At 37.8% G+C, this 25,521-nt stretch carries 24 protein-coding genes; 21 read left to right on the forward strand and 3 right to left on the reverse strand.

Going from position 1 to position 25,521, the window contains the following annotated elements; genetic code table 11:
- The 14 genes from SHI21_RS01190 to SHI21_RS01255 all read left to right on the forward strand — a co-directional run bounded on the left by SHI21_RS01190 (position 1) and on the right by SHI21_RS01255 (position 14,978).
- Positions 1-1,788, forward strand: a complete 1,788-nt coding sequence (locus SHI21_RS01190) for a tRNA modification GTPase (protein WP_323574285.1) — start codon at positions 1-3, stop codon at positions 1,786-1,788.
- Positions 1,789-1,858: 70 nt separating this feature from the next.
- Positions 1,859-3,715 carry a tRNA uridine-5-carboxymethylaminomethyl(34) synthesis enzyme MnmG gene (gene mnmG / locus SHI21_RS01195; protein WP_323574286.1) on the forward strand — a complete coding sequence of 619 codons (1,857 nt, stop codon included), beginning with the start codon at positions 1,859-1,861 and terminating at the stop codon, positions 3,713-3,715.
- An 8-nt stretch (positions 3,716-3,723) separates the two neighbouring features.
- Positions 3,724-4,362, forward strand: coding sequence for a 16S rRNA (guanine(527)-N(7))-methyltransferase RsmG (locus tag SHI21_RS01200; protein WP_323574287.1), 639 nt, complete (start codon positions 3,724-3,726; stop codon positions 4,360-4,362).
- Between the two features lie 52 nt (positions 4,363-4,414).
- Positions 4,415-5,308 (forward strand): ParA family protein, encoded by an 894-nt coding sequence (locus SHI21_RS01205; RefSeq protein WP_323574288.1) that lies wholly within the window; start codon positions 4,415-4,417, stop codon positions 5,306-5,308.
- A 16-nt stretch (positions 5,309-5,324) separates the two neighbouring features.
- Entirely contained in the window at positions 5,325-6,269 is a 945-nt protein-coding gene (locus tag SHI21_RS01210; protein ID WP_323574289.1) for a ParB/RepB/Spo0J family partition protein, read from the forward strand.
- 75 nt (positions 6,270-6,344) lie between these two features.
- A complete protein-coding gene (locus tag SHI21_RS01215; RefSeq protein ID WP_323574290.1) occupies positions 6,345-6,695 on the forward strand; it encodes a bactofilin family protein in 351 nt (116 codons plus the stop codon).
- A gap of 133 nt (positions 6,696-6,828) precedes the next feature.
- Positions 6,829-7,272: a hypothetical protein gene (locus SHI21_RS01220; protein WP_323574291.1), complete on the forward strand. Its 444-nt coding sequence runs from the start codon at positions 6,829-6,831 to the stop codon at positions 7,270-7,272.
- 8 nt (positions 7,273-7,280) lie between these two features.
- Positions 7,281-7,829 (forward strand): F0F1 ATP synthase subunit B family protein, encoded by a 549-nt coding sequence (locus SHI21_RS01225; RefSeq protein WP_323574292.1) that lies wholly within the window; start codon positions 7,281-7,283, stop codon positions 7,827-7,829.
- A gap of 6 nt (positions 7,830-7,835) precedes the next feature.
- Complete coding sequence (locus SHI21_RS01230; RefSeq protein ID WP_323574293.1) at positions 7,836-8,375, forward strand: F0F1 ATP synthase subunit delta; 540 nt, start codon at positions 7,836-7,838, stop codon at positions 8,373-8,375.
- A gap of 31 nt (positions 8,376-8,406) precedes the next feature.
- Positions 8,407-9,915 (forward strand): F0F1 ATP synthase subunit alpha, encoded by a 1,509-nt coding sequence (atpA, locus tag SHI21_RS01235; protein ID WP_323574294.1) that lies wholly within the window; start codon positions 8,407-8,409, stop codon positions 9,913-9,915.
- 25 nt (positions 9,916-9,940) lie between these two features.
- Positions 9,941-10,810, forward strand: a complete 870-nt coding sequence (gene atpG / locus SHI21_RS01240) for an ATP synthase F1 subunit gamma (RefSeq protein ID WP_323574295.1) — start codon at positions 9,941-9,943, stop codon at positions 10,808-10,810.
- 12 nt (positions 10,811-10,822) lie between these two features.
- On the forward strand, positions 10,823-12,241 hold the full coding sequence (atpD, locus tag SHI21_RS01245) for a F0F1 ATP synthase subunit beta (RefSeq protein ID WP_323574297.1): 1,419 nt from the start codon (positions 10,823-10,825) through the stop codon (positions 12,239-12,241).
- A 20-nt stretch (positions 12,242-12,261) separates the two neighbouring features.
- The gene (atpC, locus tag SHI21_RS01250) at positions 12,262-12,687 is read left to right on the forward strand and encodes an ATP synthase F1 subunit epsilon (protein ID WP_323574299.1); all 426 of its coding nucleotides are present in this window, start codon (positions 12,262-12,264) and stop codon (positions 12,685-12,687) included.
- 119 nt (positions 12,688-12,806) lie between these two features.
- Complete coding sequence (locus SHI21_RS01255; RefSeq protein WP_323574301.1) at positions 12,807-14,978, forward strand: hypothetical protein; 2,172 nt, start codon at positions 12,807-12,809, stop codon at positions 14,976-14,978.
- 3 nt (positions 14,979-14,981) lie between these two features.
- Here the strand turns inward: SHI21_RS01255 and SHI21_RS01260 are convergent, their stop codons facing one another.
- The gene (locus tag SHI21_RS01260; protein ID WP_323574303.1) at positions 14,982-16,127 is read right to left on the reverse strand and encodes a hypothetical protein; all 1,146 of its coding nucleotides are present in this window, start codon (positions 16,125-16,127) and stop codon (positions 14,982-14,984) included.
- A 324-nt stretch (positions 16,128-16,451) separates the two neighbouring features.
- Between SHI21_RS01260 and SHI21_RS01265 the strand changes: the two genes are divergently transcribed.
- Positions 16,452-16,877, forward strand: coding sequence for a hypothetical protein (locus SHI21_RS01265; protein ID WP_323574305.1), 426 nt, complete (start codon positions 16,452-16,454; stop codon positions 16,875-16,877).
- 52 nt (positions 16,878-16,929) lie between these two features.
- On the opposite strand, the gene SHI21_RS01270 is transcribed toward SHI21_RS01265, so the two are convergent.
- Positions 16,930-18,108, reverse strand: a complete 1,179-nt coding sequence (locus SHI21_RS01270; RefSeq protein WP_323574306.1) for a patatin-like phospholipase family protein — start codon at positions 18,106-18,108, stop codon at positions 16,930-16,932.
- Between the two features lie 136 nt (positions 18,109-18,244).
- Here SHI21_RS01270 and SHI21_RS01275 point away from each other — a divergent pair, with 136 nt between their 5' ends.
- The 6 genes from SHI21_RS01275 to SHI21_RS01300 are packed head-to-tail and all read left to right on the forward strand — an operon-like array spanning position 18,245 to position 24,019.
- Positions 18,245-18,556 (forward strand): coiled-coil domain-containing protein, encoded by a 312-nt coding sequence (locus tag SHI21_RS01275; RefSeq protein ID WP_323574307.1) that lies wholly within the window; start codon positions 18,245-18,247, stop codon positions 18,554-18,556.
- Positions 18,553-20,013, forward strand: a complete 1,461-nt coding sequence (locus SHI21_RS01280; protein WP_323574308.1) for a hypothetical protein — start codon at positions 18,553-18,555, stop codon at positions 20,011-20,013. Before SHI21_RS01275 ends, SHI21_RS01280 begins: the two co-directional genes overlap by 4 nt.
- Before the next feature lie 21 nt (positions 20,014-20,034).
- Positions 20,035-21,912 (forward strand): NAD-dependent DNA ligase LigA, encoded by a 1,878-nt coding sequence (gene ligA, locus SHI21_RS01285; RefSeq protein WP_323574309.1) that lies wholly within the window; start codon positions 20,035-20,037, stop codon positions 21,910-21,912.
- Between the two features lie 9 nt (positions 21,913-21,921).
- On the forward strand, positions 21,922-23,298 hold the full coding sequence (gene radA / locus SHI21_RS01290; protein WP_323574310.1) for a DNA repair protein RadA: 1,377 nt from the start codon (positions 21,922-21,924) through the stop codon (positions 23,296-23,298).
- Complete coding sequence (locus tag SHI21_RS01295) at positions 23,298-23,450, forward strand: hypothetical protein (protein ID WP_323574311.1); 153 nt, start codon at positions 23,298-23,300, stop codon at positions 23,448-23,450. Before radA ends, SHI21_RS01295 begins: the two co-directional genes overlap by 1 nt.
- Positions 23,447-24,019, forward strand: a complete 573-nt coding sequence (locus SHI21_RS01300; protein ID WP_323574312.1) for a DNA-3-methyladenine glycosylase I — start codon at positions 23,447-23,449, stop codon at positions 24,017-24,019. The genes SHI21_RS01295 and SHI21_RS01300 overlap by 4 nt, the downstream gene beginning before the upstream one ends.
- On the opposite strand, the gene SHI21_RS01305 is transcribed toward SHI21_RS01300, so the two are convergent.
- Positions 24,012-25,502: an FGGY family carbohydrate kinase gene (locus tag SHI21_RS01305; protein ID WP_323574313.1), complete on the reverse strand. Its 1,491-nt coding sequence runs from the start codon at positions 25,500-25,502 to the stop codon at positions 24,012-24,014. The genes SHI21_RS01300 and SHI21_RS01305 overlap by 8 nt on opposite strands.
- Positions 25,503-25,521: the final 19 nt, after the last annotated feature.

Genomic DNA, 25,521 nt, shown 5'->3' on the forward strand with positions numbered 1-25,521 from the left:
ATGAATTTTTATACCGATGATAAAACTATAATTGCTTGCAGTACTGGAACTCAATCCAATACTGCAATTGCAGTTTTAAGACTCTCGGGATTTAAAAATTTAATCGATCTACAAAAATTTTTCTCCTTCGATCTCTCAAAAACAATCAACCGCAAATCACATCTCACAAATATAATTTTCGAAGATAAAATCTTTGATAATGGTCTTCTAGTTTTCTTCCCTGAAGGGGGGAGTTACACAGGAGAAAACGTTCTTGAATTATCAATTCACGGAAATCAGCTCAATATTCAAAGAATTCTCGAACTTTTTGTGAATCACGGTGACTGTAGATCAGCAGCTCCTGGAGAATTCACATACCGAGCTCTAAAAAATAAGAAACTAAGTCTTTCACAAGTGGAAGGCCTGGACATGCTTTTAAACGCGAACTCAAGTTTGATGCTGTCTCAGGGTCTAGACATCCTGCAAGGCGACCTGCATGCCCAATACTTGGCCCTTTATGACGCCTATTTGAAATTAAAAGCGGCCGTTGAGATCTCGATCGACTTTTCTGAAGATGTTGGGGTGGAAGAAACTCAAAAACTTTTCCAGGACTCATTCGCCAAATTCTTCAAATTGATCTCGAGCCTAAAAACCAGGACCGAAGGAAATATCTCGTCGTTGCTTTCACCAGAAATTGTCCTGGTAGGGCAGACCAACGCGGGTAAGAGTTCTTTGTTTAATATTCTTTTGAAGCATGACCGATCGATTGTTTCAAATATTGCCGGGACCACTCGCGATTATGTATCGGAAGTGATCCACATTGATGGAACCAATTTCAAGCTGGTCGATACGGCCGGGATTCGTGAATCGAGTGACGTTATTGAAAATATCGGAATCGATAGGGCCATGAATATTTTATCCCGCTCTTTTTACAAAATTTTAATCGTAAATCCATACGAAACGAACGCTCAATATTTAGCAAAATTCACTGATGTAGATTTCGACTTTTTAGTCGTTTCTCACAGTGATAAATCGGATTTTGATTCGCAAGTTTCTACTGTAGATTTCTCAAAAATTAAGACAAAAAATATAGCGAAAGCTAACTTCAATTCACTCGAAGGTGGTTCTATAGGACCATTAACTATTCTTGGTCCTATGGGACCACTTATGGATTCTGGTTCTATAGGACCAGACTCAAAAACCGCCGGTCCTATAGAACCAAATTCGAAAAATCTTGGTCCTATAGAACCAGATTTCGCAAAAACTGGTCCTATAGAACCAGTTGAAAAAAGTGTTTCTCCAATGAAGAATGAAAAAGAGGGTAGTGCGGATTCAAAAAATTCAGCACAAATTTTAAAGAGTGGTTCTATAGAACCATCTTCAAAAAACCCTGCCCCTATAGAACCAAAACTCGAAAAAAGTTCTTCGAATTCGCAAAGTGGTCCGATAGGACCAGGCCCGGTAGGGCCGCATCCCAACTCCGAAAAAGTTGCCCCTATAGGACCAAAAAATGAAAACCAATCTGGTCCTACTGGTCCTATAGAACCAGTTTTAAAGTCTCATATTATTAAAAAATTCGACATTTCCACGGCTAATAACCCGATATTACTGGAAAGACACAGAGATGTTATAAATAAAATTTATAGTAAATCCATTGAATTTTCTAGTAATATCAACGAGATAGATGACGTTGCGATACTTTCTTCTGAAGTAAATATCCTCGGACACTCGTTAACTGAGTTAATTGGGATTGTTTCTCCAGACGATGTACTAAATTCCATATTCGCGAATTTCTGCATAGGGAAATAGCCAATCGCTTCTTTTTGTACTAATAATCAATCCTATTAAAGATCGCAATGTTCTACGTGGAACAAATTATATGAAAAACAATTTCGACATTCTTATTATTGGTGGCGGTCATGCAGGCTCAGAAGCCGCATGGATTTCATCGCAATTCGATTTAAAAGTTGGACTGATTTCTGGTCCGGGCGCAACTCTCGCATCGACTCCATGTAATCCGGCAGTCGGCGGAGTAGGGAAAGGACAAGTGGTTCGAGAGATCGATGCACTTGGTGGACTGATGGGAATTGTCGCAGACAAGGCCGGAATTCAGTATCGCACTTTGAATGAGTCAAAAGGTTTTGCCGTTCAATCGACAAGAGTTCAAGTCGACAAAGAACTTTACACAAAATACGCCGAAGAACTTTTATCTCAAAGAGACAATCTCTCGATCATTCGTGAGATGGTAAAGTCCGTGAGAAAAGAAAACGATTCGTTTATTATCGAGACTGAGTCGGGAAAAACTTTCGAATCTAAAAAAGTTATCGTTACAACAGGAACTTTCTTGGCCGGAAAACTTCACACAGGTGAAGAGCAAAACGCAGGCGGAAGAGTAGAGTGTAAAGAGTCTGTTGGTCTGAATGATTTATTCGCGGACATCAAAACAACTCCAAATAGATTCAAAACCGGAACTCCACCGAGAATTGATCGTAAAACGATTAACTACTCTGTGATGGAGCCGCAAGAAAGTGATTACAGCACAAGAAACTTCCATTCTTTGTCTGAACCGTTTGAGCGAAGCTCAGAACAAGTCGCTTGTTATCTAACAAGGACAAATTCGGAAACTTTATCGATTATTAGAGCTAATAAAGAGAGATCTCCTATCTTTAACGGACAAATCAAAGGTGTTGGACCAAGATATTGTCCTTCAATTGAAGATAAAGCTTTCAGGTATACAGAAAAAGACGTTCATCATGTCTTCGTTGAACCAGAAGGATTGAATCTAGAGACGATTTATCCTAACGGAGTTTCAACTTCTCTACCAAAAGACGTGCAAGAGAGCTTTATTCGCACTATTTCTGGTCTAGAAAACGCAAAAATCCTCGTTCATGGATACGCAGTTGAATACGACGTTGTCGATACTTCAGAATTATCGCGATTGATGGAGTATAAATCTATTCCAGGACTCTTCTTTGCGGGACAAGTTTGTGGGACTTCTGGATACGAAGAAGCAGCAGGGCAGGGAATTGTAGCGGGAATTAATGCTTCTTTAGCATTTTTAGGGAAAGATCCACTCGTTTTAGATAGAAACGACTCTTATATTGGAGTTATGGTCGAAGATTTAGTCACAAATAAGCGTGATGAACCTTATAGACTATTCACCGCTAGATCAGAAAACCGTCTTTACGTAAGAGAAGATAATACAATTCAGAGAATGAATAAATATAGAAAGGTTCTTGGATTGTCTGGGAAGCTAGATTTCTACCAAGAAAGTATCTTAGATGAAGTAGAAATCCTGGAAAAACTAATCGAAGAGACGATGTATTACGCAACAACGCCTTCGAACAAAGTATATTTCGCTGAAAAGGAATACGGAACTCTAGAAAACAACATCAGCTTAAAAGAACTTCTTCGCCGCCCGAATTTAAATCCAGTAAAAGTACTGGAAGCTGAATGTTTAAAAGTAGGGGCGAGTTTCAATCTAGATGTTATCAGAACTGTGGCGATCGCCGCGAAGTACGAAGGCTATATTGATAGAGCAGTAATTGAGAGTGAAAAGATTAATAGAATGAGTAAGAAGAGAATCGACTGGGAAATCCTGGCTGATTCAAAAAACATCTCCTTCGAATGTAAATTAAGAATTAAAACGATTAGGCCGGAAACTTTCGGTCAATTACAACGAATTGAAGGAATCAGACCCGCTACCCTAGCATACGTGGCCGGAAATCTGGTTTAAGGCAAAAAATGAAAGAATTCGCTAAAAAGTACCTCGATTTGTTGACCGGTGAATTTGCCGGCATCAATTTAACAAGAATTGAATCTCCTGAAGATTTTTACAATAAACAGATCCTCGATTCGGTTATGCCGATGACTGAGAGTAAAGTTTTTAGAAATGCTTTGGAAACTACCAAACTTGTAGTGGATGTTGGATTTGGTGGGGGATTTCCAATCCTTCCTCTGGCATTCAAAAACCCAGACGTAAAATTTATTGGAATGGAAGCGCGCGCTAAAAAAGCACAAGTTGTTCAAAGTATCGCGAACAGTCTTGGTTTAACCAACGCAACACTGAAACACCAAAGATTAGACTTTGTGGACTTTGATGTCGACACCGTCATTACTTTTAAGGCCGTCGGAAAAGTTATCGATTTTTTACCGATGATCCGCACGGACAAAACCGTCTATGTCTTTTTCTATAAAGGGCCAAACTTTTATGAGCTAGAAGATATCGAAGAACTTCTGGAAAAAAATTGGGAACTAATTGAAGAGAAATCATACGACGTACCAGGAACTGAAGGACGCGTCTTGTTAGGATTTAAGAACAGAAAAGTTCTACGTGGAACATTGGTTACGGAAAAAATTATTAAATTTTCATCGTTACTTTAAATATAAAAAAAGATATATTTGAGTCTTAAATAGTCAAAAAGGGGTACCATAAATGGCTAAAATTATTGCTATGATGAACCAAAAAGGGGGAGTTGGTAAGACTACTTCTTCAGTTAATCTTGCAGCGTGTCTAGCAGTAGCCGAGAAAAGAACTCTACTAATCGACCTGGATCCACAAGGAAACGGAAGTCTAAGTATTGGTCTGGCTAAAGAAACATTTAAAGAAAAGAATATTTACCACGCTCTTATTGGTCAGATTGATTTGAAAGAAGCGATTTACGAAAGTGAATTACCATTTTTTCATATCTGTCCTTCTGATAACAATCTTTCAGGTGCAGAAATTGAACTTGTTTCATTATTCGCGCGTGAATCAAAACTAAAAAATGCATTCAAGTCTGTAGACAAAGATTATGACTACATCATTATCGATTGTCCTCCGTCACTTGGACTTTTAACTGTGAACGCACTAAACGCTGCTCACTCTTATATTGTTCCAATGCAAACTGAATATTTAGCAATGGAAGGTCTGGCGCAGTTATTAAATACTGTTCGTCTTATCAGAACATCACTAAATCCAAATTTAGAGTTAGATGGAATTCTTCTTACTATGTACGACTCACGTTCGGGTCTGCATAAGCAAGTTGCAACAGAAATCAAAACGCATTTTGGTGACACTGTTTTCAAAACAATTATTCCGAGAAACGTAAAGCTTGCTGAGTGTCCTTCATTTGGGAAACCAATCATTCTTTACGATATCGAATCAAAAGGCAGTGAAGCCTACTTAGCATTGGCCAAGGAAATAATTCTTAAAGAACGTTTCAAAGGAAACACTGAAGCTTCTAAAGAGAGTGGGTCAGACAAAGAACCGGAAGATGTATTGATGAACTCTATTCCAGATTTATCAAAGATCAATCCTGCAGATGAACCACCTATTTTTGAGCAGTAGGCTCTAAGGAAATTTTATGGCTAAGAAACTTGCTTTAGGAAAAGGAATCGCATCACTACTTCACGATGCAACTCCAAACACTGTTGTTAATCAAACTTACAATTCTCACTATGGAAATCCACAAGAGCATGCTCCGGCCGCTCCTGTAGAAAAAGAAATTGAGATTAGATATGAAAACACTCCGCTCCTGGTAAATGTTGGATCAATTAAAACAAATCCAAATCAACCACGAAAAATTTTCAAGGAAAAAGACCTTGATGAATTGGCAGAGTCTATTAGAGAAAACGGAATCATTCAGCCGCTAATCGTTGCTGAATTAGAAAACGGTGAATACGAACTTGTGGCCGGTGAACGCCGTTTACGTGCTTCGAAAAAAATCGGATTAGAACAAGTTCCAGTTGTAGTGAAGAGAGCGACTGATCGTGAAAAAATGATCATGTCTATTATCGAGAACGTTCAACGTTCGGATCTTAACTGTGTTGAAGAAGCTCTTGCTTACTACCAACTGATGAACGAATACAAACTGACTCAAGAAGATGTTGCTAAGAAACTTGGGAAAGAGCGCTCGACTGTAGCGAACTTCCTTCGCGTATTAAATCTTCCACGTCCAGTTATCGATCTTCTTCAAAAAGAAATGCTTTCGTTTGGACACGCTAAAATTTTAGCCGCTGTTAAAGAGCGTGAGGATGCCACTAGACTCGCTAACGAAGCTGTTGCTAAGTCATGGTCAGTTCGCGAACTAGAACAGGCCATTAAGGCTAAAAAGCCGCTTAAAGAAAAAGCGGGTAGAACAAATCCATTTTTCGAAGAGAAACTTGACCAATTTAGAAAGACTCTCGAGCAAAAAACTGGATACCATTTCGCTTTATCGAGTGGTAAAAATGGATCCGGACAGATTTCGTTAAAATATAGCAATGAGGCAGAATTTAACGATATATATGAATTCCTTCTATCGAAGTAGAATGTATTCTAGAGAACATAATTTTTTATAAATAAGTGGTCCTATAGGGCCACTTTTTATTTGAGGACGTAGTTTATGGAAAGACGCCGTGGTGAAGTTTCAGCGATCATTGAAGAGGGTTGTAAGTTTGAAGGAAACCTTTCTTTCAATGGAACTGCAAGAATTGCGGGCATCGTAAACGGGTCAGTGTTTTCAAATGACACAGTTGTTATTTCTGAAGGCGCTATTATCAACGCCGATATTAACGCAAACATTATTATTATAGCCGGTTCCGTAAAAGGAAATATCAAGGCCAGCTCTCGAGTAGAAATATTGAAGCCCGCGCGATTTGAAGGGATTATAACGACTCCAAGTTTAATTGTGGAAGAAGGCGTTATTTTTCACGGTACAACAAAAATGCGCGACAAGAAAAATACTCAAACTTAACTCGCGTCAAATGTCCCGAATCTCTAAAATTCCTTGACGAAAACCCCTAGAACTATTATCTATTAGTGGAAAAAAAAGTTCACACAATTCAATAAAATTTTTTATTGCGAAAGAAAACGGGGTTTTCAAAACCATGAATACAATTGTCACTATTCTTAACTCACTTAAGATCGATCAAACGTTCCTAATTCAATTTGTACTCTTCGTAGTGTTTTTCAATATCATCGCGCCAGTTCTATTCAAAAGACTGCAGGAAGTATTGGACCTAAGAGAGCAAAAAACAACTAAGTTAGATTCACATGCTAACCATGTTTACAGACAAGCAGATGATCTTGCTGTTCAATACAAAAACTCAATCGAAAAAACTCACACAGATTCTCAAGCAGTAGCGACAAAGAAAAAATCAGAAATCGCTGCAAAAGAAAAAGCTATCTTCGATAGCGCTGAAGAGAAACTTACTGGTGAATACGAAGGGAAGAGATCTTCACTTCTAAAAGACCTTGCTGACAAAAGAATTACAGTTCTTGCTGAAGCAGAAAAATTATCAAATACACTTGTAGAAAAATTAACTAAATAAGGAATTAAATGAAAGCTCTAGCTAAATATTCATTTATGTTCATCGCTCTTACTGCAACTGCAGTCGCAGCAGAAAGCGGCGCTCACCATGAACCGTCAATTAAAGACCTAATGTACCCGGCAATTAACTTTGCTGTTCTTGCGGGATTTCTAGTTTGGAAATTAAAAAAACCAATGCACGAAATGTTCACAAAGAATGCAACTGAAGTTGAAAGCCTGATGAACTCAGCAGCTCAAAAGAATAAAGATGCAGAAGAGAGATTAAAAAATCTAACTTCGAAAATGAATAATCTTCCAGCTGAAGTTTCTAAAATTCAAAATGACTATGAATCAGACGTTAAGACGTTTGCTCAAACTCATGGCCAGGAAACTCAGGATCATATCGTAAGAACTGAAAGAGACTTCGATAAGAAACTTGAAGGTGAGAAGAATGAATTAGTTGAAAAACTAAACGAAGATCTTCTTAACAATGTAATTGCTAAAACTAAGCAAACAATCAATGGAAATGCCGACATGAAAACTCGTGCAACTTCTAAAATTGTTTCAGAACTGAGATAGGCCCAAATGAAAGAACAAATTATTGCTAAAGCTTATGCACAATCAATTGTTGAACTTGGAGTTGAGCTAAAGTTAGACGTAGTGTCTGACCTTACAAAACTTACAGAAGTAATTAACAAAAATAACGATCTTGAAACTCTATTGTTTCTTGATGTTTTTTCAGCTGAAGAAAAACTAGGTGTATTAAACGAAGTTATGAAAAGACTTGGTTTAAGTCAAATGGTTGTAAACTTCATGCAATACCTTGTACAAGAACAAAGACTTGGTTTAATGCCAATGATCTTCAAAAATGTAATCGTTATCGACGATCACAATAAAGGATTTCTTCGTGGAACAATCGAAGGATCTGAAGAAACGATTCCAGCTGACGTAAAAGAAAAACTAAAAGTTTATCTTCAAGGAAAGCTTGGAAGAGAGCCAATTCTTGAATACAAAAAAAGTGCAAACGTAACAGCGGGATACAGAGTAACTGTTGAAGATCTTCAGTTAGATGCATCTCTTGAAAATCAATTAGATCAATTTAAAGACAGTGTTTTAAATTCATAATAGCCCAATAAAAAGGACTAAGAGGTAAAAAATGGCAATGAATCCAGAAGAGATTACAAGTATTATCAAAGAAAGAATCTCAAACTTTCAAACTAGACTTCAAGTAGACGAAGTTGGAACTGTATTAACTGTTGGAGATGGTATCGCGAGAGCGTTCGGTCTTAAAAACGTTATGTACGGAGAGCTTGTTGAGTTCGAATCGGGCACAACAGGAATGGTTCTAAACTTAGAAACAAATAACGTAGGTATCGCTATTCTTGGTGAAGACACAAGAATTAAAGAAGGTTCTTCTGTAAAGAGAACTGAAAGAATCGTAGCTGTTCCAGTTGGTGACGCTCTTCTAGGAAGAGTTGTAAACGCAATCGGAGAGCCTATTGATGGAATGGGAGAAATTAAATCAGAGCACTCACGTGTTGTTGAAATTAAAGCTCCAGGGATCATCGCTCGTAAATCAGTTCATGAGCCTCTTCAAACAGGTATTAAAGCAATCGATTCTATGATTCCAATTGGACGTGGACAAAGAGAGCTTATCATTGGTGACCGTAAGACTGGTAAAACAGCAATCGCTATCGATACGATCATCAACCAAAAAGGTAAAAACGTAATTTGTGTTTACGTAGCTATTGGACAAAAACAATCTACAGTAAGACAAGTTCAACAAAAACTAAAAGACGCTGGCGCTCTTGATTACACAATCATCGTTTCAGCTACAGCTTCAGCTTCTGCTCCAATGCAGTTCCTTGCTCCATACACTGGTTGTACAATGGGTGAGTACTACAGAGACAGCGGTCGCCACGCAGTTATCGTTTATGACGATTTAACTAAGCAAGCACAAGCATACCGTCAAATGTCACTTCTTCTTCGTCGTCCACCAGGACGTGAAGCATTCCCAGGGGACGTTTTCTTCCTTCACTCAAGACTTCTTGAGCGTGGATGTAAACTGAACGATGAATTAGGAAACGGTTCACTAACTGCTCTTCCAATCATTGAAACTCAGGAAGGTGACGTTTCTGCATACATTCCTACAAACGTAATTTCGATTACTGATGGTCAGATTTTCCTTGAGTCGGATTTATTCAACTCTGGTATCCGTCCAGCTGTAAACGTTGGTCTTTCAGTTTCACGCGTTGGTGGATCTGCTCAAATTAAAGCAATGAAAAAAGTTGCTGGTACACTTCGTCTGGATCTAGCTCAGTACAGAGAGCTTGCTGCTTTCTCTGCTTTCGGATCTGACCTTGATGAAGCGACTAAGAGACAGCTAAACAGAGGTGAGAGACTAGTTGAACTTCTAAAACAAGATAACTACGCTCCAGTTGATGTTATTGACCAAGCAGTAGCAATTCTTGTTGCAACTAAAGGATTACTAGACGTTGTTCCAACTCCAAAAGTTAGAGTAGCTGAAAAAGACATCCTTGAATTTTTACACTCAAGACATGCTGACGTTATGACTGATATTTCTAATGCAAAAGAAGTAAAAGCTGATAACGAAACTAAAATTCTTGAAGCTGTTAAAGGTTTCTTAGCTACAAAAAAATACTAAGAAAGAAGAATTAGGAATATAAACCATGGCGAATATTAAAGAGCTGAAAAAGAAAATTAAAAGTACGAAGAGTACTTCTAAAATTACACAAGCTATGAAGCTTGTTTCGGCCGCAAAATTAGCTAAGGCTCAGAACAATATTTTGAACTCACGTCCATACGCACGTGAGCTTGAAGATACAATTAAGACGGTATCTGCATTAGTTCAAAATTATGATCATGAGTTTTTAAATGAAAAGAAAGATAACAACAAAGCTGTGCTTCTAGTTATCTCTTCTGACAAAGGGCTTTGCGGATCGTACAACTCTCAGCTTGCAAAAAAAGTTAGAAAGTTTTTAGAAGAAACAAACCTTGATGTGAAACTTATCTTCATCGGGAAAAAAGTTAGAGATCTATTGGCCGCTGATCTTAACAAAGGGAAAACATACTCTTTCGTTAAGAACGAACCAACATTCATGGAAATGGAGCAAGTTGGGGTAGAGCTATCTGAGTTATTTAAGACTGGGGAAGTTGGACACGTATTCGTGGCATTCAACCATTTCCTTTCTGCGATTGCTTTTGATCCGACAGTAAAACAATTACTGCCGTTAACTTTAGATACTGCTGAAAAAGAAACACTAAAAGAAAAGTTTCCATTTGATTTCAAGTACGACCCAAGTGCGACTGAAATCTTAAACACTCTTATTCCTCAAACGTACATCAGTACGCTATACACTGCTCTTTTAGATGCAGTAGCGGCTGAGCACGGATCGAGAATGAGTGCGATGGACTCTGCTTCATCTAACTGTAAAAAAGCAATTAGAACGTTATCAATAAAAATGAATAAACTGAGACAAGCAGCGATTACAACAGAGTTATCTGAAGTAGTGTCTGGTGCTGAGTCACTGAACGGTTAAGGGGAATCACCAATGTCTGAAAATTTCGGTGTAGTAAAACAAGTAATGGGGCCCGTTCTGGACGTAGAATTTTCTAATGGAAAAATTCCTGCGATCTTCAACGCTCTAAAAATTACAAACAAAACAATTTCGAAAGATGAGTGGAATTTAACTGTTGAGGTTTCTCAACACTTAGGTGACAACATGGTTCGTTGTATCGCTATGGATTCAACTGAAGGTCTATCAAGAGGATTAAAAGTTCTTGATACTGGAAAGATGATTCAAGCTCCAGTTGGAAAAGAGTGTTTAGGAAGAATTGTTAACGTTATTGGAGAGCCGGTTGATGAAGCTGGTCCAATTGGCGCTAAGAAAACTTACGACATTCACAGAGCAGCTCCTGGATTCGATAAACAATCAACAAAACTAGAGCAGTTCTATACAGGGATCAAAGTTATTGACCTTCTTGCTCCATACGTTCGCGGTGGAAAGATCGGTCTTTTCGGTGGTGCTGGAGTTGGTAAAACAGTTCTAATTCAAGAGTTAATTAACAACATCGCTACTGAGCACGGTGGATACTCTGTATTCGCAGGTGTAGGTGAGCGTACTCGTGAAGGTAACGATTTATTCCACGAGATGACTGAGTCTGGAGTAATCGCGAAAACTGCACTGGTTTTCGGACAAATGAATGAGCCACCTGGAGCTCGTGCACGTGTTGCTTTAACTGGTCTTTCAATGGCGGAATACTTCCGTGATGAAGAAAACCAAGACGTACTATTTTTCGTAGATAACATCTTCCGCTTTACTCAAGCAGGATCTGAAGTATCAGCTCTTCTTGGACGTATTCCTTCAGCAGTAGGTTACCAGCCAACTCTAGGGACGGAAATGGGAGCTATGCAGGAACGTATTACATCTACACTTAACGGTTCGATTACATCTATCCAAGCTGTATACGTTCCTGCGGATGACTATACCGATCCAGCTCCAGCTACTACGTTTGCCCATTTAGATGCAACTACAGAACTTTCACGCCAGATTGCTGAGCTTGGAATTTACCCTGCGGTAGATCCACTTTCATCTTCATCGTCGATCTTAACTCCAGCTATCGTTGGTCAAGATCACTATGATACTGCTCGTGGTGTTCAGAAAATTCTTCAAAAGTACAAAGAACTTCAAGATATCATCGCGATTCTTGGGATGGATGAACTTTCTGAAGAAGATAAGTTAATTGTTGGTCGTGCAAGAAAGGTTCAAAAATTCCTTTCTCAACCGTTCTTCGTAGCTGAGCAATTTACTGGTCTAAAAGGTAAATTCGTAAAGATGGAAGATACAATTAAAGCATTCAAGGCAATTCTTAATGGTGAAGTTGATGAACTACCAGAGCAAGCTTTCTACCTAGTTGGTGGACTTGAAATGGTTTACGAAAAAGCTGCACAAATTAAGGCCGGTAAATAATTAACTTGGGTTCTAAAGATATGAAATATTATACAGTTGATATTCTGACGCCTTCTAAAATTATTGCTAAAGCAATCCCTGCTGAATCGTTGCTAATCCCAACGGTTCGCGGGCAGATCAACGTTCTTGAAAATCATACTCACATCGTAACGAAACTTGCGACTGGGATTTTAACGGTTTTCGGTGGACCAGATTACGCTGATAGAAACTTTTTACTTTCGTCAGGTGTTTGTAAAATTTTAGAAAACAAAGTCATCATCCTTGCTAATACTGCAGAAGAGAGCACGGAAGTTAATGTTGAGAGAGCTAAGCTTTCTCTTCAAAACGCTGAAGACAGATTGAAAAATACAGAAGGTCTTTCTATTGAAGAAGTTGACCATTATGTTCAGAAAGCTGAAAGAGCTAGATTACGTATTCAGCTCGCAGAATTCACAAGATCACACTAAGCTATTTGTGAGTACTCAGGGTTTTTGGCCTTGAGTACTCATTTTCTTCATTTCTTACTAGGCAAAAGCCTCACAATCCTTGCAACTCTTCCAAACCCCTTTAAACTTTAACAATAACTATGATGAACAAATCTATTTTTGTTAAAACGTTTACGTGCCTTTTTACGACTACATTAGTGGTAGGCGCCCTTACGTATTCAACTGATAGATATGAGCCCAAAAAAGTGGATTTCTCGGCGTTTAAAAACGCGGCAGCAAACATCCAGCACCTTTCTCAAAAAACTGAAATTAAGGCCGACGTTGTTAGGACTGATGTGACTGCGGGAATCGTTTCTACGATTGAAAAAGAAATCAAAAGTAAAATTTTAAGAACTCGCTATGCGATGGTACCTAAAAAGGTTGAATTCAAGCATGCGGTTATCGCTAAGAACTGGAATGATATTAAACCAGAAATCGCGGCCGTTGATATGACGATTTCAGATCGTCTAATGAATACTAATTCAACTGATGAGTCTGGTTCTGAAATTAATAACAATGAATTAATTAAACTTTATGGATATGAAGTCGACTCTCTTCAATATGAGACTTTCGCAAATACATTAATTGCATCTGTAGATCCAGTAGCGACAGAAGTTGTAGGCGTAACTGAAGCCACTTCAAAACAAGAAATTGTAAAAGAAGATGCAGTGAATGTGGCCCAAGCTTCAACAACAACTCATGTTGTAGAAGAGATCACAGTCGATGCAGCGATGAAAGAAGAAATTGCTCGCGCTGAAGTCGCGACAAAAGAAAACCCAGTTAATGATGATCTTGTGATGTTTGACTACTCAGCAGCTGGAGAAAAAGAAACAGCTCCGGTAGCGAATACTCAAAAATTAAAAAAAATCTTCGATGCTCCAATTTCAGCTTCAGTTAAAGGAGCGATTGAAAGAGCGGTACATAAATCACCAATGGTAGCGATGAATACTCAATCAGCTCCATCAAAAAGAATTGCTTCTTCTATAGAGACGACAACTGAAACAGATGCTCTAGAGCAAGCGATGGCAGATGAAGACAATCTTGTTTTTGACTACTCAAAAAAGACGCAAGCTTCGGTAGCAAAAACGACAGCAAGTGAAATTTCAGCATTCATGGCAGCTGCCGACGCAGCACCAGCAAATCAAGTGGACTTCACTGTTAAGGCACGCGAAATCAATCTGGCCACTCGCAAGAGTACTCAGGTGCTTGGATTCGAATTTGTACCAGACTATGATAGAGCAGAAAGAATGGATGATCAGACTTCGGGAGAAATCAAACTTGCTTACTCATTAGCAGGGGACGTGAGTACTCAGACAGGTGTGATTCAAGCGCAGGGATTAATTCCTACAAGAGTTGAATTAAATCTTTTAACAAGCGGTATTGAAGTTCCTCTTCTAAGTGAAGAAGGTATTCAAAGATTTTTATCTAAAAAACAAACGGGTGTAACAGGTAATCTTCTAATGGTTGCAGTTGATCCAAGTATTGCTGATGTAGAGATTGATTCTGAATACCAATATAAGTTGTTCTTCTCTGATAAGTTTAAAATGCAACAGAATCAAGACAATGCTGCTTACGTATTATTTCTTGGTGTGAAAACTGGAAACACTCTTATTAGATATCTTTTAGATAACAAAGAAAGCGCTCAGAAAATTGTTTATGTTGGTGATGGCGAAATGTACTTTGAAGACCCGGATTTCGTGGGTACTCAAAGAGAGCTTTACACTTTTACGACAAGAAGCCTTTTAGGAAAAACAGTAAAAGAACTAAACATCAACGGAACGGATGTTTCTTTCTTTGGAACAAAAATTACAGCGAAGAAAAAGACTCTTAATGCTTATGAAATCAAAGTTCCTGAGCTTGTGGATAACTCGAGAAAATATCTAGAGTTTAAACACATGGGAACAAGTCTTTTTGTTGGAACGAAGAATACAAAAGAAATCGAAATTCCAGGACAGGACTTTATCAATAGAGTTATGCAGGCCAACGAGTTAAGTGAACTTGGTGAGCGTTGTATGGTTCAGATCAATCTTAAAAAAGACCTGAGAGATATCAAAGTTAGTGGAAAAAATAGATCTGGTGAAATGTTTGCTGAGACAAGCTTCCTGGATACTGAAGGAAACTTCACTCGTGATAGCTCTGAATTAGCTGAGAAAGCTTTTGTTTCTGGTGACCTTGAAGGGATATTCAGTGTCCGCCTGGATTATGCAGACGGAACGACTGACTTCCTTAAAACTTTCTGTTCTGAAGGTGCTTATCTGATCGAGCAGCTTTAAAGCTTAATCTTCTTTTGACAAATAACGAGAATCCCAGCCGAATGCAATTGGATTTTCACGTCCAGTATAATAAAGAACATATTGTCCATCATCTTGTAGACCATAAATGACAGCATGAAGCTTATTGTGATTGTTATAAACTTTATCACCAACGCAGAAATTTGCATCGCAACCAGAAGGTAAAGCAAGAGATTTAATGCTTACGAGATTAAGAGGTCTCGAATCTATTGATAAGTTAACGACATCATCCCAAGCGTATTCAATTGTAGCTTCTCGCACATAGGATCCGTTGTAGTATAAAACGCTATCCCCAATGCAAAAAATTCTACCACATGAAGCATTGCCAATATTTGATATTGATTTAAGTGCAGCTAGTGAAACATCATCAATTTTCATACTTCTTGCAAGTCTCTTCATTTGTCGAATATTTGAAAGCGCTTTAGCATCATTAATATTTTTAGCAGGGAAGCCCTTTAAAGCATTATTAATCTTAACGATTTGTGGAGCGAATGCTTGATTGTTTAGACTGCGGTAAAGATCCCACTGAAACCATTCAAGTGCTGTTTTTTGAATTGCATATTGAGCTGAAGCATCAAAGATAGAGTTATTTAAATCATTTAAAAAATTAAAATATTGAAGACCAAAAACAGCGAAATCAGCTTTCTGGTTTTTTGTTAAGGTCTGTAGATCTAAATCATAATATCTTAATGCCATTTTAATAGAAGAAATAAGAACTCTTAGTTTTACATCTGCGGCCCCAACATCATCTTTATTAACTTCTTCGGAAATTGTTTCATTGATAACTAGTGCACGGTTAAGAACATATCTCATAAATAATTCAGAATTCTTAGATGACACTTCAGTTACAACAATTTTAATTCCATCACTTAGTTTTTCTGCTTTCTCCGCTGAGCTTAATAATTCAACACTTTCAAGAAGGTCTTTTAAATACACTTGAGAATTTTGTGCCCAAGGTAGTAGTTCAGCAATCTGATCTTTGGTTAGAATTCGTTGAGTTCCTTCCTGAAGAGCAGCTGGTTTTGTAATAACGGGAAGGATGATGTCGTCGGCCTTTAATATTGATGCAAAAGATATTGTAGATATCAATGCTAGAATCGCGGCCAATTTTAATAATTTAATGTTCTTCATACTTCATCCGGGGAGAGGTTACATTAATTGAGACTAATTTAATGTGTATTTAGATTTATCTCAACGCTCTATAGGTATGAGTGTATTAATTCCAGCCTACTGTAGTCAGCACTCTTGCTAGTTAAGTGGCAGTAATTTTGAGAATTTTGGATGGCAACTATTTGTAATCAGAGTCTCTTTTTGTATTAAAAAAAGTGTCTAAAATTTAGACACTCAAAAAAGGTGTTTAAACTTTTAACACCCCTGGAACATTTTTATAGAGTGGCCCAAAAATTACAGGTTCTGATTTAATATCGTAAAAAACAAACCTTCTTGGGAGCCAACATGAAATCACTTCTTGTATTACTAGCTTTAACTTTAACGACATCTGCATTCGCTAGAGATAACAATAGAGACGGAAGAATGGGAACGAATGATGGTGGAACAATTATTAGAATTGAAGTTGGTAATGATAGAGATACAGATTCACGTGCGACAATGAAAAGAATGATTCAGCTTGAAAGAGCTGTTCGTGAACTACAAAATAGAGTTTATGACCTAGAAGACGATGCAAGACCACAAACAAGAGAAATTAAAGTTTATACTTGTGAAACAACTTCAGATTTTGGAGAAGGATTTCTTGGAGCTCCTGCATTAACAGAACTTGAAGCAAGAAGTAATGCTAAGAAAGCATGTATGCAAAGAAGAAGTTCAATGTTTTGTGAAAATGTAGCAAGATGTGAAACAAGAACTGAAATTCAAAAAATTTAATTTAAATTACTTCTAAAGCGAGAATGGTACCCTAATACCACTCTCGCTTTTTTTATTCTAGCTTTTTAAAAACTTCCAAAGTCTTCTTATAACCTGCCGTCATAATATACTTCGCTTTGTTTGGATCTAACGAGAATGAATTCGTAAAGAATAGTTTGTAGTGAGAGTGATCCGGATAAATATCAATAAACTTAACATTCGGATTGTAGTTCATTTTGCGCTCTAAAATAGAAGTGATCTTCGTTCTATCCTTCGTGCTGAAGTTTTGCGAGGCCATGTAATCATTAACTGTATCGATAATATCTTTAGCTAGAATGTTCTGGCTTCTTGAAGCAACAATCTTCTTTTGGATCATTAGATAAATGGCCTGCATACAAATAGCAGGGATACCAAAGTTGATCAAAGATCCGATTTCATCGTGGTAGTGATAAGGCGTGTGAGTCCATGAGCTAATAACGTAATCACATTTATTATCAACAGCGACGTGAGTAGATAATGTCTCTCTAATTTCGCCATCGATATAATAATCTGTCTGAGATGTTCTAGGATTTTTAATCGGGAATGGAGCATAAAAAGGTGGAACACTCATGCTTGCTGAAACAGCTTGAGAGACATCTACACCAGTATAATACTCGGCAGTCGAATCATGAATCGGACTTGGGTAATTATATTTCCCGAAAATAACTTTTCGAGAGTGATCGAGTTGAGTCGCAACGACAAACATATCGGCAGCGTATTCATCAAATGACTGAGAGATGATGACATTCTTTTGCATGTATTGGTTTAGGCCTTCAGTTGAAAACAAACCAGAGAGCGAAAGAAGCGGTTTAGACATTTGCTTAATTAGAGAAGGGAAACCTTCAAGCGGATTATAAAAATCGAAGTTGAAAGGATTCTTCATCGGCATTTTGCGAGAAAGCATATCTGCGTAGGTGATAGGCTTTAGCGATGTCTGGGCATTCTTGCGATTTAAAGTAGCATCAATGACATCAATCGGGCGGAAGCCTGAAGCGAAGTAAAGATTGATTAGTGAACCGGCACTTGATCCAACATAAGTTGAAATTTCATAATCAACATCATGTGGCGATTTATTGTGTTTTAAAACAAAGCCTAATTCTTCGAGGGCCAGGGCAACACCCAAATGCCATGAAGCTGCTTTTACAACTCCACCAGACAAGACTAGTGCGGTTTTTTTATTTTTGAATTGGCTTAAATCAACATCATGATACATGTTGATAGAATAACACTCCTTTTTTAAGTTTGAGAAATTAATTAAATACCAGAGTATCTTGCACGGATTATTTTTTTTCAACCAAAGTCCCAATCTAAGTTAGAATATGAGTACTCACCAGAATGGAGAAAGACTCATGAATCAAGATGGAATTTGGTTATCAATTCTCGACTACGCTAACGTTAAGAAGACTTCAATCTCGACAATCCGTAGATCGATCAAAGCAGGTCACATTAAGCACAAAGAAGAAAACGGAAAGTACTTTATCTGGACTAAGGAAATAGCCGTAGAGAAAGTCGAACTTTCTTTAAAATTGGAAAACGAATTTCTAAAAAGAAGAAATCGTGAACTAGAAGAAGAAATTAACGACCTGAAGATGCTTCTGCAGGTTTATGAATCAAGTATTCATCAGGACCAGCTTCCGCCATTGCCAGAGATAGAACTATGAAAAAATTATTACTGATTGGCCTTATGGCCGCATCTTTCAATATCTTCGCTTCGGAGTCGATGAGACATTGTATGCTTCTTCCGGTTACGGATGGGGCAGATAATAAAGTTGGATTCAGGGTTTTTGAAGATATCGAAAGTTATATTAAAGATGGGACTTGGTGTACATATAAGTCGAATTCGGAATTGATCAATATTTTAGGTCAGTATTCGAAATCACTTGAAGGACATTTAAATAATAAAGATGTTTTAAAAGTTGTAGCAGATAAAACTAAGGCCGGAACACTTATTAGAATCTCTCTTGCTCTTGGAGCAAGTGCAACTGAAGTAAAAGTTGAAATCATTGGTGAGAATGGTGAAGACAGATACTTTAAAGAGCAGACTCAGTTAAAATCAACAGACCCAACAGTGATTTCTCAAACGGTAAAAAACTGGCTAGATATATATGAGAAGACAATTCCTTATAACGGAAGAGTTAAAGGCGTTCTTGGTGATCAGTTTACAATTGATATTGGAAAAAAATCTCAAATTTTCAATGGAAGTGAAATTGTCATCGAGAGACCAACGGCAAAAAGACAACATCCTCTTTTAAAAGAGATCATTGATTATCAAACTGAAAAAATAGCGGACGCCCGCGTTTTTGATGTCGGTGAAACACAAGCTCAAGCGAAAGTTTTAAGTTATGAAGGAAATAAAAAACTTAAAATTGAAGACTGGGTAAAGGTTCGTTCAGTTGAATCGAGAAAAGTTGTTGAGCAAGTTGCCTACGGTGATAAAGCAGATAATGAATTTGGAAAATTAGGTTCACTTGGGATTTTTCTAAATCTTGGAAGTGGATCAGTGACCAGAACTGGTAACGGTGAAAAATCAGTAAGCGGAATGCTTTATGGTGGAGATCTTGAAGCAGAACTTTGGGCCACAAGAAACTTCTGGGCCGGATTGGATTTTGCAAAAAAAATCGGAAGTTATAAAAAAGATGTCGGGACTTTTACCAGCGATAGCAACAACACAGACAACTCAGCTGTGCGTGTGAAGTTTGGATACAAGTATCTTCCTTTAGGATTCTTCTATGGCCCTCAGATCGACGTCTATGGTGGATATGGAAGTTACACTTACGGAATGAGCACAAATACAACAGACGGATTTACTGAATTTACATTTAGTGGATTACTGCTTGGTGCTAGAGGAAGTATTCCAATTTATGAAGCCACTCGAGTATATATGTTAATTGATTTCCTTTTAACATCTGCATACAAAGAAAAAGTCAGAGTTTTTGGCCCGGATGAATCGAGTTCAAATTACCGTTTAGAGTTTGGTGGACAATATAACTTAGAAACCAACATTACGCTTCAGGCCGGATTACAAATTTTATCTAATAAGGCGAGCTTTACTGGAAGTACAAAGGAAGAGCAATTTAAAGATACATCTGCTAAAGTAGGGGCGATATTCACATTTTAAAAAACCTTGGGGTTAGTAAAAATGAGTCGCATCCAGACACTAGAAAAAGAAATTATTAAACACAAGGCGCTCTATTATCAAGGGCGCCCCGATATCTCTGATAGCGACTATGACAAGCTAGAAGAGGAATTAAGAAAACTCGATCCAAAAAATTCTACACTGTTAATCGTTGGGACGACCACTTCGGCCAGCGACAAGATTAAGCATGATAAAAAAATGCTTTCTCTTGAAAAGACTTATGTCGTTGAAGACCTGGTTTCATGGAAAGGCAATGAAGACATTTTAAGCACTATGAAGCTTGATGGAATCAGCTGCTCGATCATTTTTGAAGATGGTCACTTAACTATGGCCAAGACTAGAGGTGATGGGACGTTTGGGGAAAACATAACGAAAAAAGTTATGTGGGTATCTAATGTTCCAAAGTTAATAACATCAAAAAATAAAATCGAAATTAGGGGAGAACTTTTTTGTGATGAAAAAAGCTTCTTTGATTTAGCCCAGGAAATGACTTCTATCGGTCTTGAAAAACCAACTAGCCAAAGAAATATTGTTGCTGGTTTGATGGGAAGAAAAGATAACCTGGAACTTTGTCGCTACATCAAGTTCATGGCCTTTGATTACTTAAGTGATGAAAGACTTGAAACTGAAGATCAAAAATTTAAAATTTTATCTAAGCTTGGTTTTTTAATTCCAGAAGTGGAAATTCATACAAGCAAAGAAAGTATTCAAGATGTTATTTTGAAGGCGCGAGAATTTATGTCAGAAGGAGATTATCAGATTGATGGACTCGTTTTTACATTTAATAAAATGTTTTTGCATGAAGAGTTGGGGGAAACATCTCACCATCCTCGTTATAAGATGGCCTTTAAGTTTCAAGGTGAATCAAAGAATACTATTTTAAAAGAAATTATCTGGTCGGTGTCACGCAATGGGATTCTAACTCCAGTAGGCGATGTTGAACCGGTGGAATTGTCGGGAGCGATGATTTCGAGAGTGACTTTGCATAATTACGGCATGGTCGCTGCGAATAATTTGAAGGCAGGGGATGTGATTGAAATCATCCGCTCTGGTGAAGTTATTCCAAAGTTTTTATCGGTTGTGACTCCTTCAAACAATAAACTCGAGATTCCCGAGTGTTGCCCGAGTTGCCATTCAAAAGTTGAGATCGTAGATATCAGACTTTTTTGTAAGAACGAAAATTGCCCAGGAAAAAACAAAGAGATCATTTTAAATTTCATTCAGAAGATTGGCATTGATGATTTAAGTGGAAAGAGATTGGAGGAATTAATTAATGCTAAATTAGTTAAAACCATTCCAGATTTATATCGTTTAGAAGCAGCAGATCTGATGAAGATTGATAAAGTTAAAGATAAGTTAAGCAATAAACTTATCGAATCAATTCAAAAAACTAAGAATGTAGATTTAATTACCTTTCTGGCCGCACTTGGAATTTCTGGTGGAGCATTTAATAAATGTGAAAAAATTGTGAGAGCTGGTTTTGATAACATCACAAAAATTAAACATTTAAGTATCGAGCAACTAATGAAAGTTGAATCTTTTGCTGATAAATCAGCAACAGACTTCCTTTCTTCTTTGCGCGAGAAAAAAGATATGATCGACGAGTTAGTCGAACTTGGGTTTGAGTTTACAGTAGAGGAAACGCGAGAAACGGCCGTTACTGGAAAGAAAATTTGTATTACTGGAGCGTTGTCAGAAAAGCGCCCGGTGATTGAAGATATGATTAGAGCTGGTGGCGGAATTGTTGTTTCATCAGTTTCTAAAAATACAGATATCTTAGTTACAAATGAAACGGATCCTACTTCAAGTAAATTTAAGAAAGCTTTAGAATTAAAAATTAAAATTATCACTGAAGCTGAACTGCTAAAACTTTTAGCGTAGGAAGACCTCATGGCCAAAAAAATAAGTACCTTCGTTTGCCAAAGCTGCTCATATCAGACGTCTAAGTGGATGGGGAAATGCCCTGAGTGCGGATCGTGGAACTCATTCGTTGAAGAGACGACATTATCTGCAAAAGACACAAATAGAGCTCACAAGAGAACGGCACTTGGAAGTGAAGAGCCGAAACTGATCAACGATATTGTTTTAGAAAAACAATTTAGAGTTGTAACAGGGATGAGTGAGTTTGACCGTGTTGTTGGTGGTGGAGTTGTTCCAGGGTCATTGATTCTTATTGGTGGAGAACCGGGAATTGGTAAGTCGACGCTTTTAACAAGTGTTATGGGAAAACTTTCTCAGAGTCATGCAGGACAAGTTGTTCTCTACGTAAGTGGAGAGGAGTCTGTTAATCAGGTTGCAGAGAGATCTAAAAGAGTTGGAGTGAATACTGCTAACTTTTATATTTATAACGAAACAAATTGGCAGAAAGTTTTAGAGCAAATCAATAAACTTCAGCCTAGATTTTTAGTTATCGATTCAATTCAAACTACATCGTCTTCAGAAATAGATTCAGCACCAGGGAGTGTGTCTCAAATTCGTGAAGTAACGTATGAGTTAATGAGTCACGTGAAGGCCAATGGGATTACTTGTTTTGTTATTGGTCACATTACAAAAGAAGGATCAATTGCCGGCCCTAAGATTTTAGAACACATGGTTGATACGGTTATTTATTTTGAAGGGGATCAGTTTGGTCACTATAGAATTCTAAGAGCTATGAAAAACCGTTTTGGAAATACTAATGAAGTTGGTATTTTTGAAATGAAAGAAAGTGGACTTGCTGAAGTTACAAATCCTTCTCAGTACTTTTTAGATGATCAGCTGAAAGATTCTTTTGGTAGATCACTTACATGTATCATCGAAGGGTCTAGATCGCTCTTTATTGAAGTTCAAGCACTAGTTGTGGACAATAAGTTTGGAAACGGAAGAAGAACCACTCACGGGGTTGATAACAACCGTCTGTCGATGATGGTTGCCGTTATTGAAAAATATTTCGGAATCCCTATGGGATTTAATGATATCTACTTGAACGTTGTTGGCGGAATGAAGCTCACGACACGTGAATCGGATTTATCGATCATCGCTTCACTCCTTAGTTCATACAGATCTAAGCCTATTGATTCGAGCACGATTTTCGTGGGCGAAGTTGGGTTAACTGGTGAAGTACGATCTATTCCTCAAATGGAAATGAGAATTAAAGAGATGGCCCAACTTAATTACAAGCGAGTTGTGACTTCTGAAAAAACGGCAAGAGAGCTTAAAGGTAAATTTGATATCGAAATCGTAGGATTGAGACAGGCGAGAGACCTGGATCAATTTATTGGCAAATAATGTATACGAGAAAAAATGCCATTCGTGTTTTACTTGTAACGATTGTGATCGTTGTTCTTAGAATGATCTGGGATGTTCATTCTTGTCTGAAAACAGGCGGGAAGTGGAATGCGCAAAAACAAGTTTGTGAATTAGAAATAAAAAAGAAATGAAAGAATTAAAACGCTGCTTTTGGGCCGAAGGAAAAGATGCCGATTATGTGAAATATCATGATGAAGAATGGGGGCGTCCGGTTCATGACGATAAAACTCACTTTGAGTTTCTGATTTTAGAAGGGGCCCAGGCGGGTTTAAGTTGGGCGACAATCCTTTCTAGACGAGAAGGTTATAGAAAGGCCTATTCTAATTTTGATGTTGTTAAAGTGGCGAAATATACGCCAAAAAAAATCGAATCCTTAATTCTTGATCCAGGAATTATCAGAAATAAATTGAAAATTAACTCTAGTGTGACAAATGCTAAGCTTTTTATTGAGATTCAAAAAGAGTTTGGAAGTTTTGATAAATACATCTGGGGTTTTGTGGGAAATAAGCCAATTATCACCAAGAGAAAAACTCACAAAGAAGCTGTGGCCACGACTAAAGAAAGTGACGCCCTATCGGCAGATTTAAAGAAGCGTGGGTTTAAGTTTGTGGGCAGTACGATTATGTATGCCCACATGCAAGCTTGTGGTTTATTCATGGATCATGAAGTTGGATGTTTTTGTTACAAACAACTTACTTAAAAAAAGTCTGAATCGTTTTATTCCATAATACTTTTTTATCTTTGATATACGGAAGCAGGTCCTGCTCGATCGGAAACTCGCGGTCTTTTTTCCAAGTCGTCTCAAGCTTTTCAAAATCAGTTAATCCAGCACCGATTGCTGCCGCCATGGCCGCTCCAAAAGCTGTAGTCTCAATAACCTTAGGGCGAATGATTGTTGTCTCTGAAATCGTCGCTTGAAGCTCCATAAGCAGAGAGTTTGCAGCAGCTCCACCGTCAACTTTTAAAGTTTTGATCGCAAGTCCAGTATCTTTTTTCATTGCGGATAAAAGATCATTGATCGACATCGCAATTCCTTCTAAGCATGCATAAGCGATATGACTGCGAGATGAATCACGAGTCAGACCTGTCAGAGCACCCTTAGCTTCAGCATTCCAATAAGGAGAACCGATACCAGCAAAAAATGGAAAAAATTGAATATGTTTTAACTCATCCATATTTTTTACTTCGCGTGCCAGAGGCTCAACTTCAGTACTCTTTGAAATAATTTTTAAGTTATCGCGAAGCCATTGAACAGCAGCACCTGCGATGTAGCTTGATCCTTCAAGAGCGTAAACAGCTTTACCTTTGTGACGGTATTCAACAGTCGTTAGAAGTCCTGACTGAGAATAAACTAAGTCACTACCTGTATTGAGTAAAACGAAGGCCCCTGTTCCGTATGTGCACTTCATATCACCTTTGTGAAATCCTGCCTGACCAAATAAAGCAGATTGTTGATCACCAAGAATTCCAGTGACAGGAATTCCATCTGGTAAAAATCCTAAACCTTTTGTTACGCCGAATTCACCGAATGAATCTTCAATTGATGGAAGAGTTTCGCGTTTAACAGAAAAAATTTCTAAAAGCTCTTTATCCCAATCACAAGTTTTCAAATCCATAAGCATGGTACGAGATGCATTTGAAGCATCTGTCTTGTGAGAGACATTTCCACTTAACTTATATAATAAAAAGGTATCAACAGTTCCGAATAATAAATTTCCAGAAGCATTCGCGCCAGATACAGCTGAATTATTTTTTAACAGCCAGTTCATTTTTGTCGCAGAAAAATAAGGATCAATTGGAAGACCTGTTTTTTCTTTAATTTTTTCAGAAAGATTTTTATCGCGAAGTTCCTGGCAGAAATCGGCAGTTCGTCTATCTTGCCAAACAATAGCATTGGCTAGAGGAGTTCCTTTTTTATCAAAGGCACACGTTGTTTCTCTTTGATTTGTAATCCCAATGGCCTTAATCATCTGACCTTGAATATTGTGATTCTTTAAAAGTTCTTTAATCGTCACTTCAACTGTCGACCAAATATCATTTAGGTTATGTTCAACCCATGAAGGCTTAGGATAAATTTGCGGGTACTCGCGACTTACTTGTCCTAGCATTGAGAAGCTAGTGGCATCAATTAAACAAGCTCTCGTTCCAGTCGTCCCTTGATCAATGGATAAAATATAATTCATAAGTCCTCACAGAGATTTA

The organism is Bacteriovorax sp. PP10, assembly GCF_035013165.1.
Taxonomy (GTDB): Bacteria; Bdellovibrionota; Bacteriovoracia; order Bacteriovoracales; family Bacteriovoracaceae; genus Bacteriovorax; species Bacteriovorax antarcticus.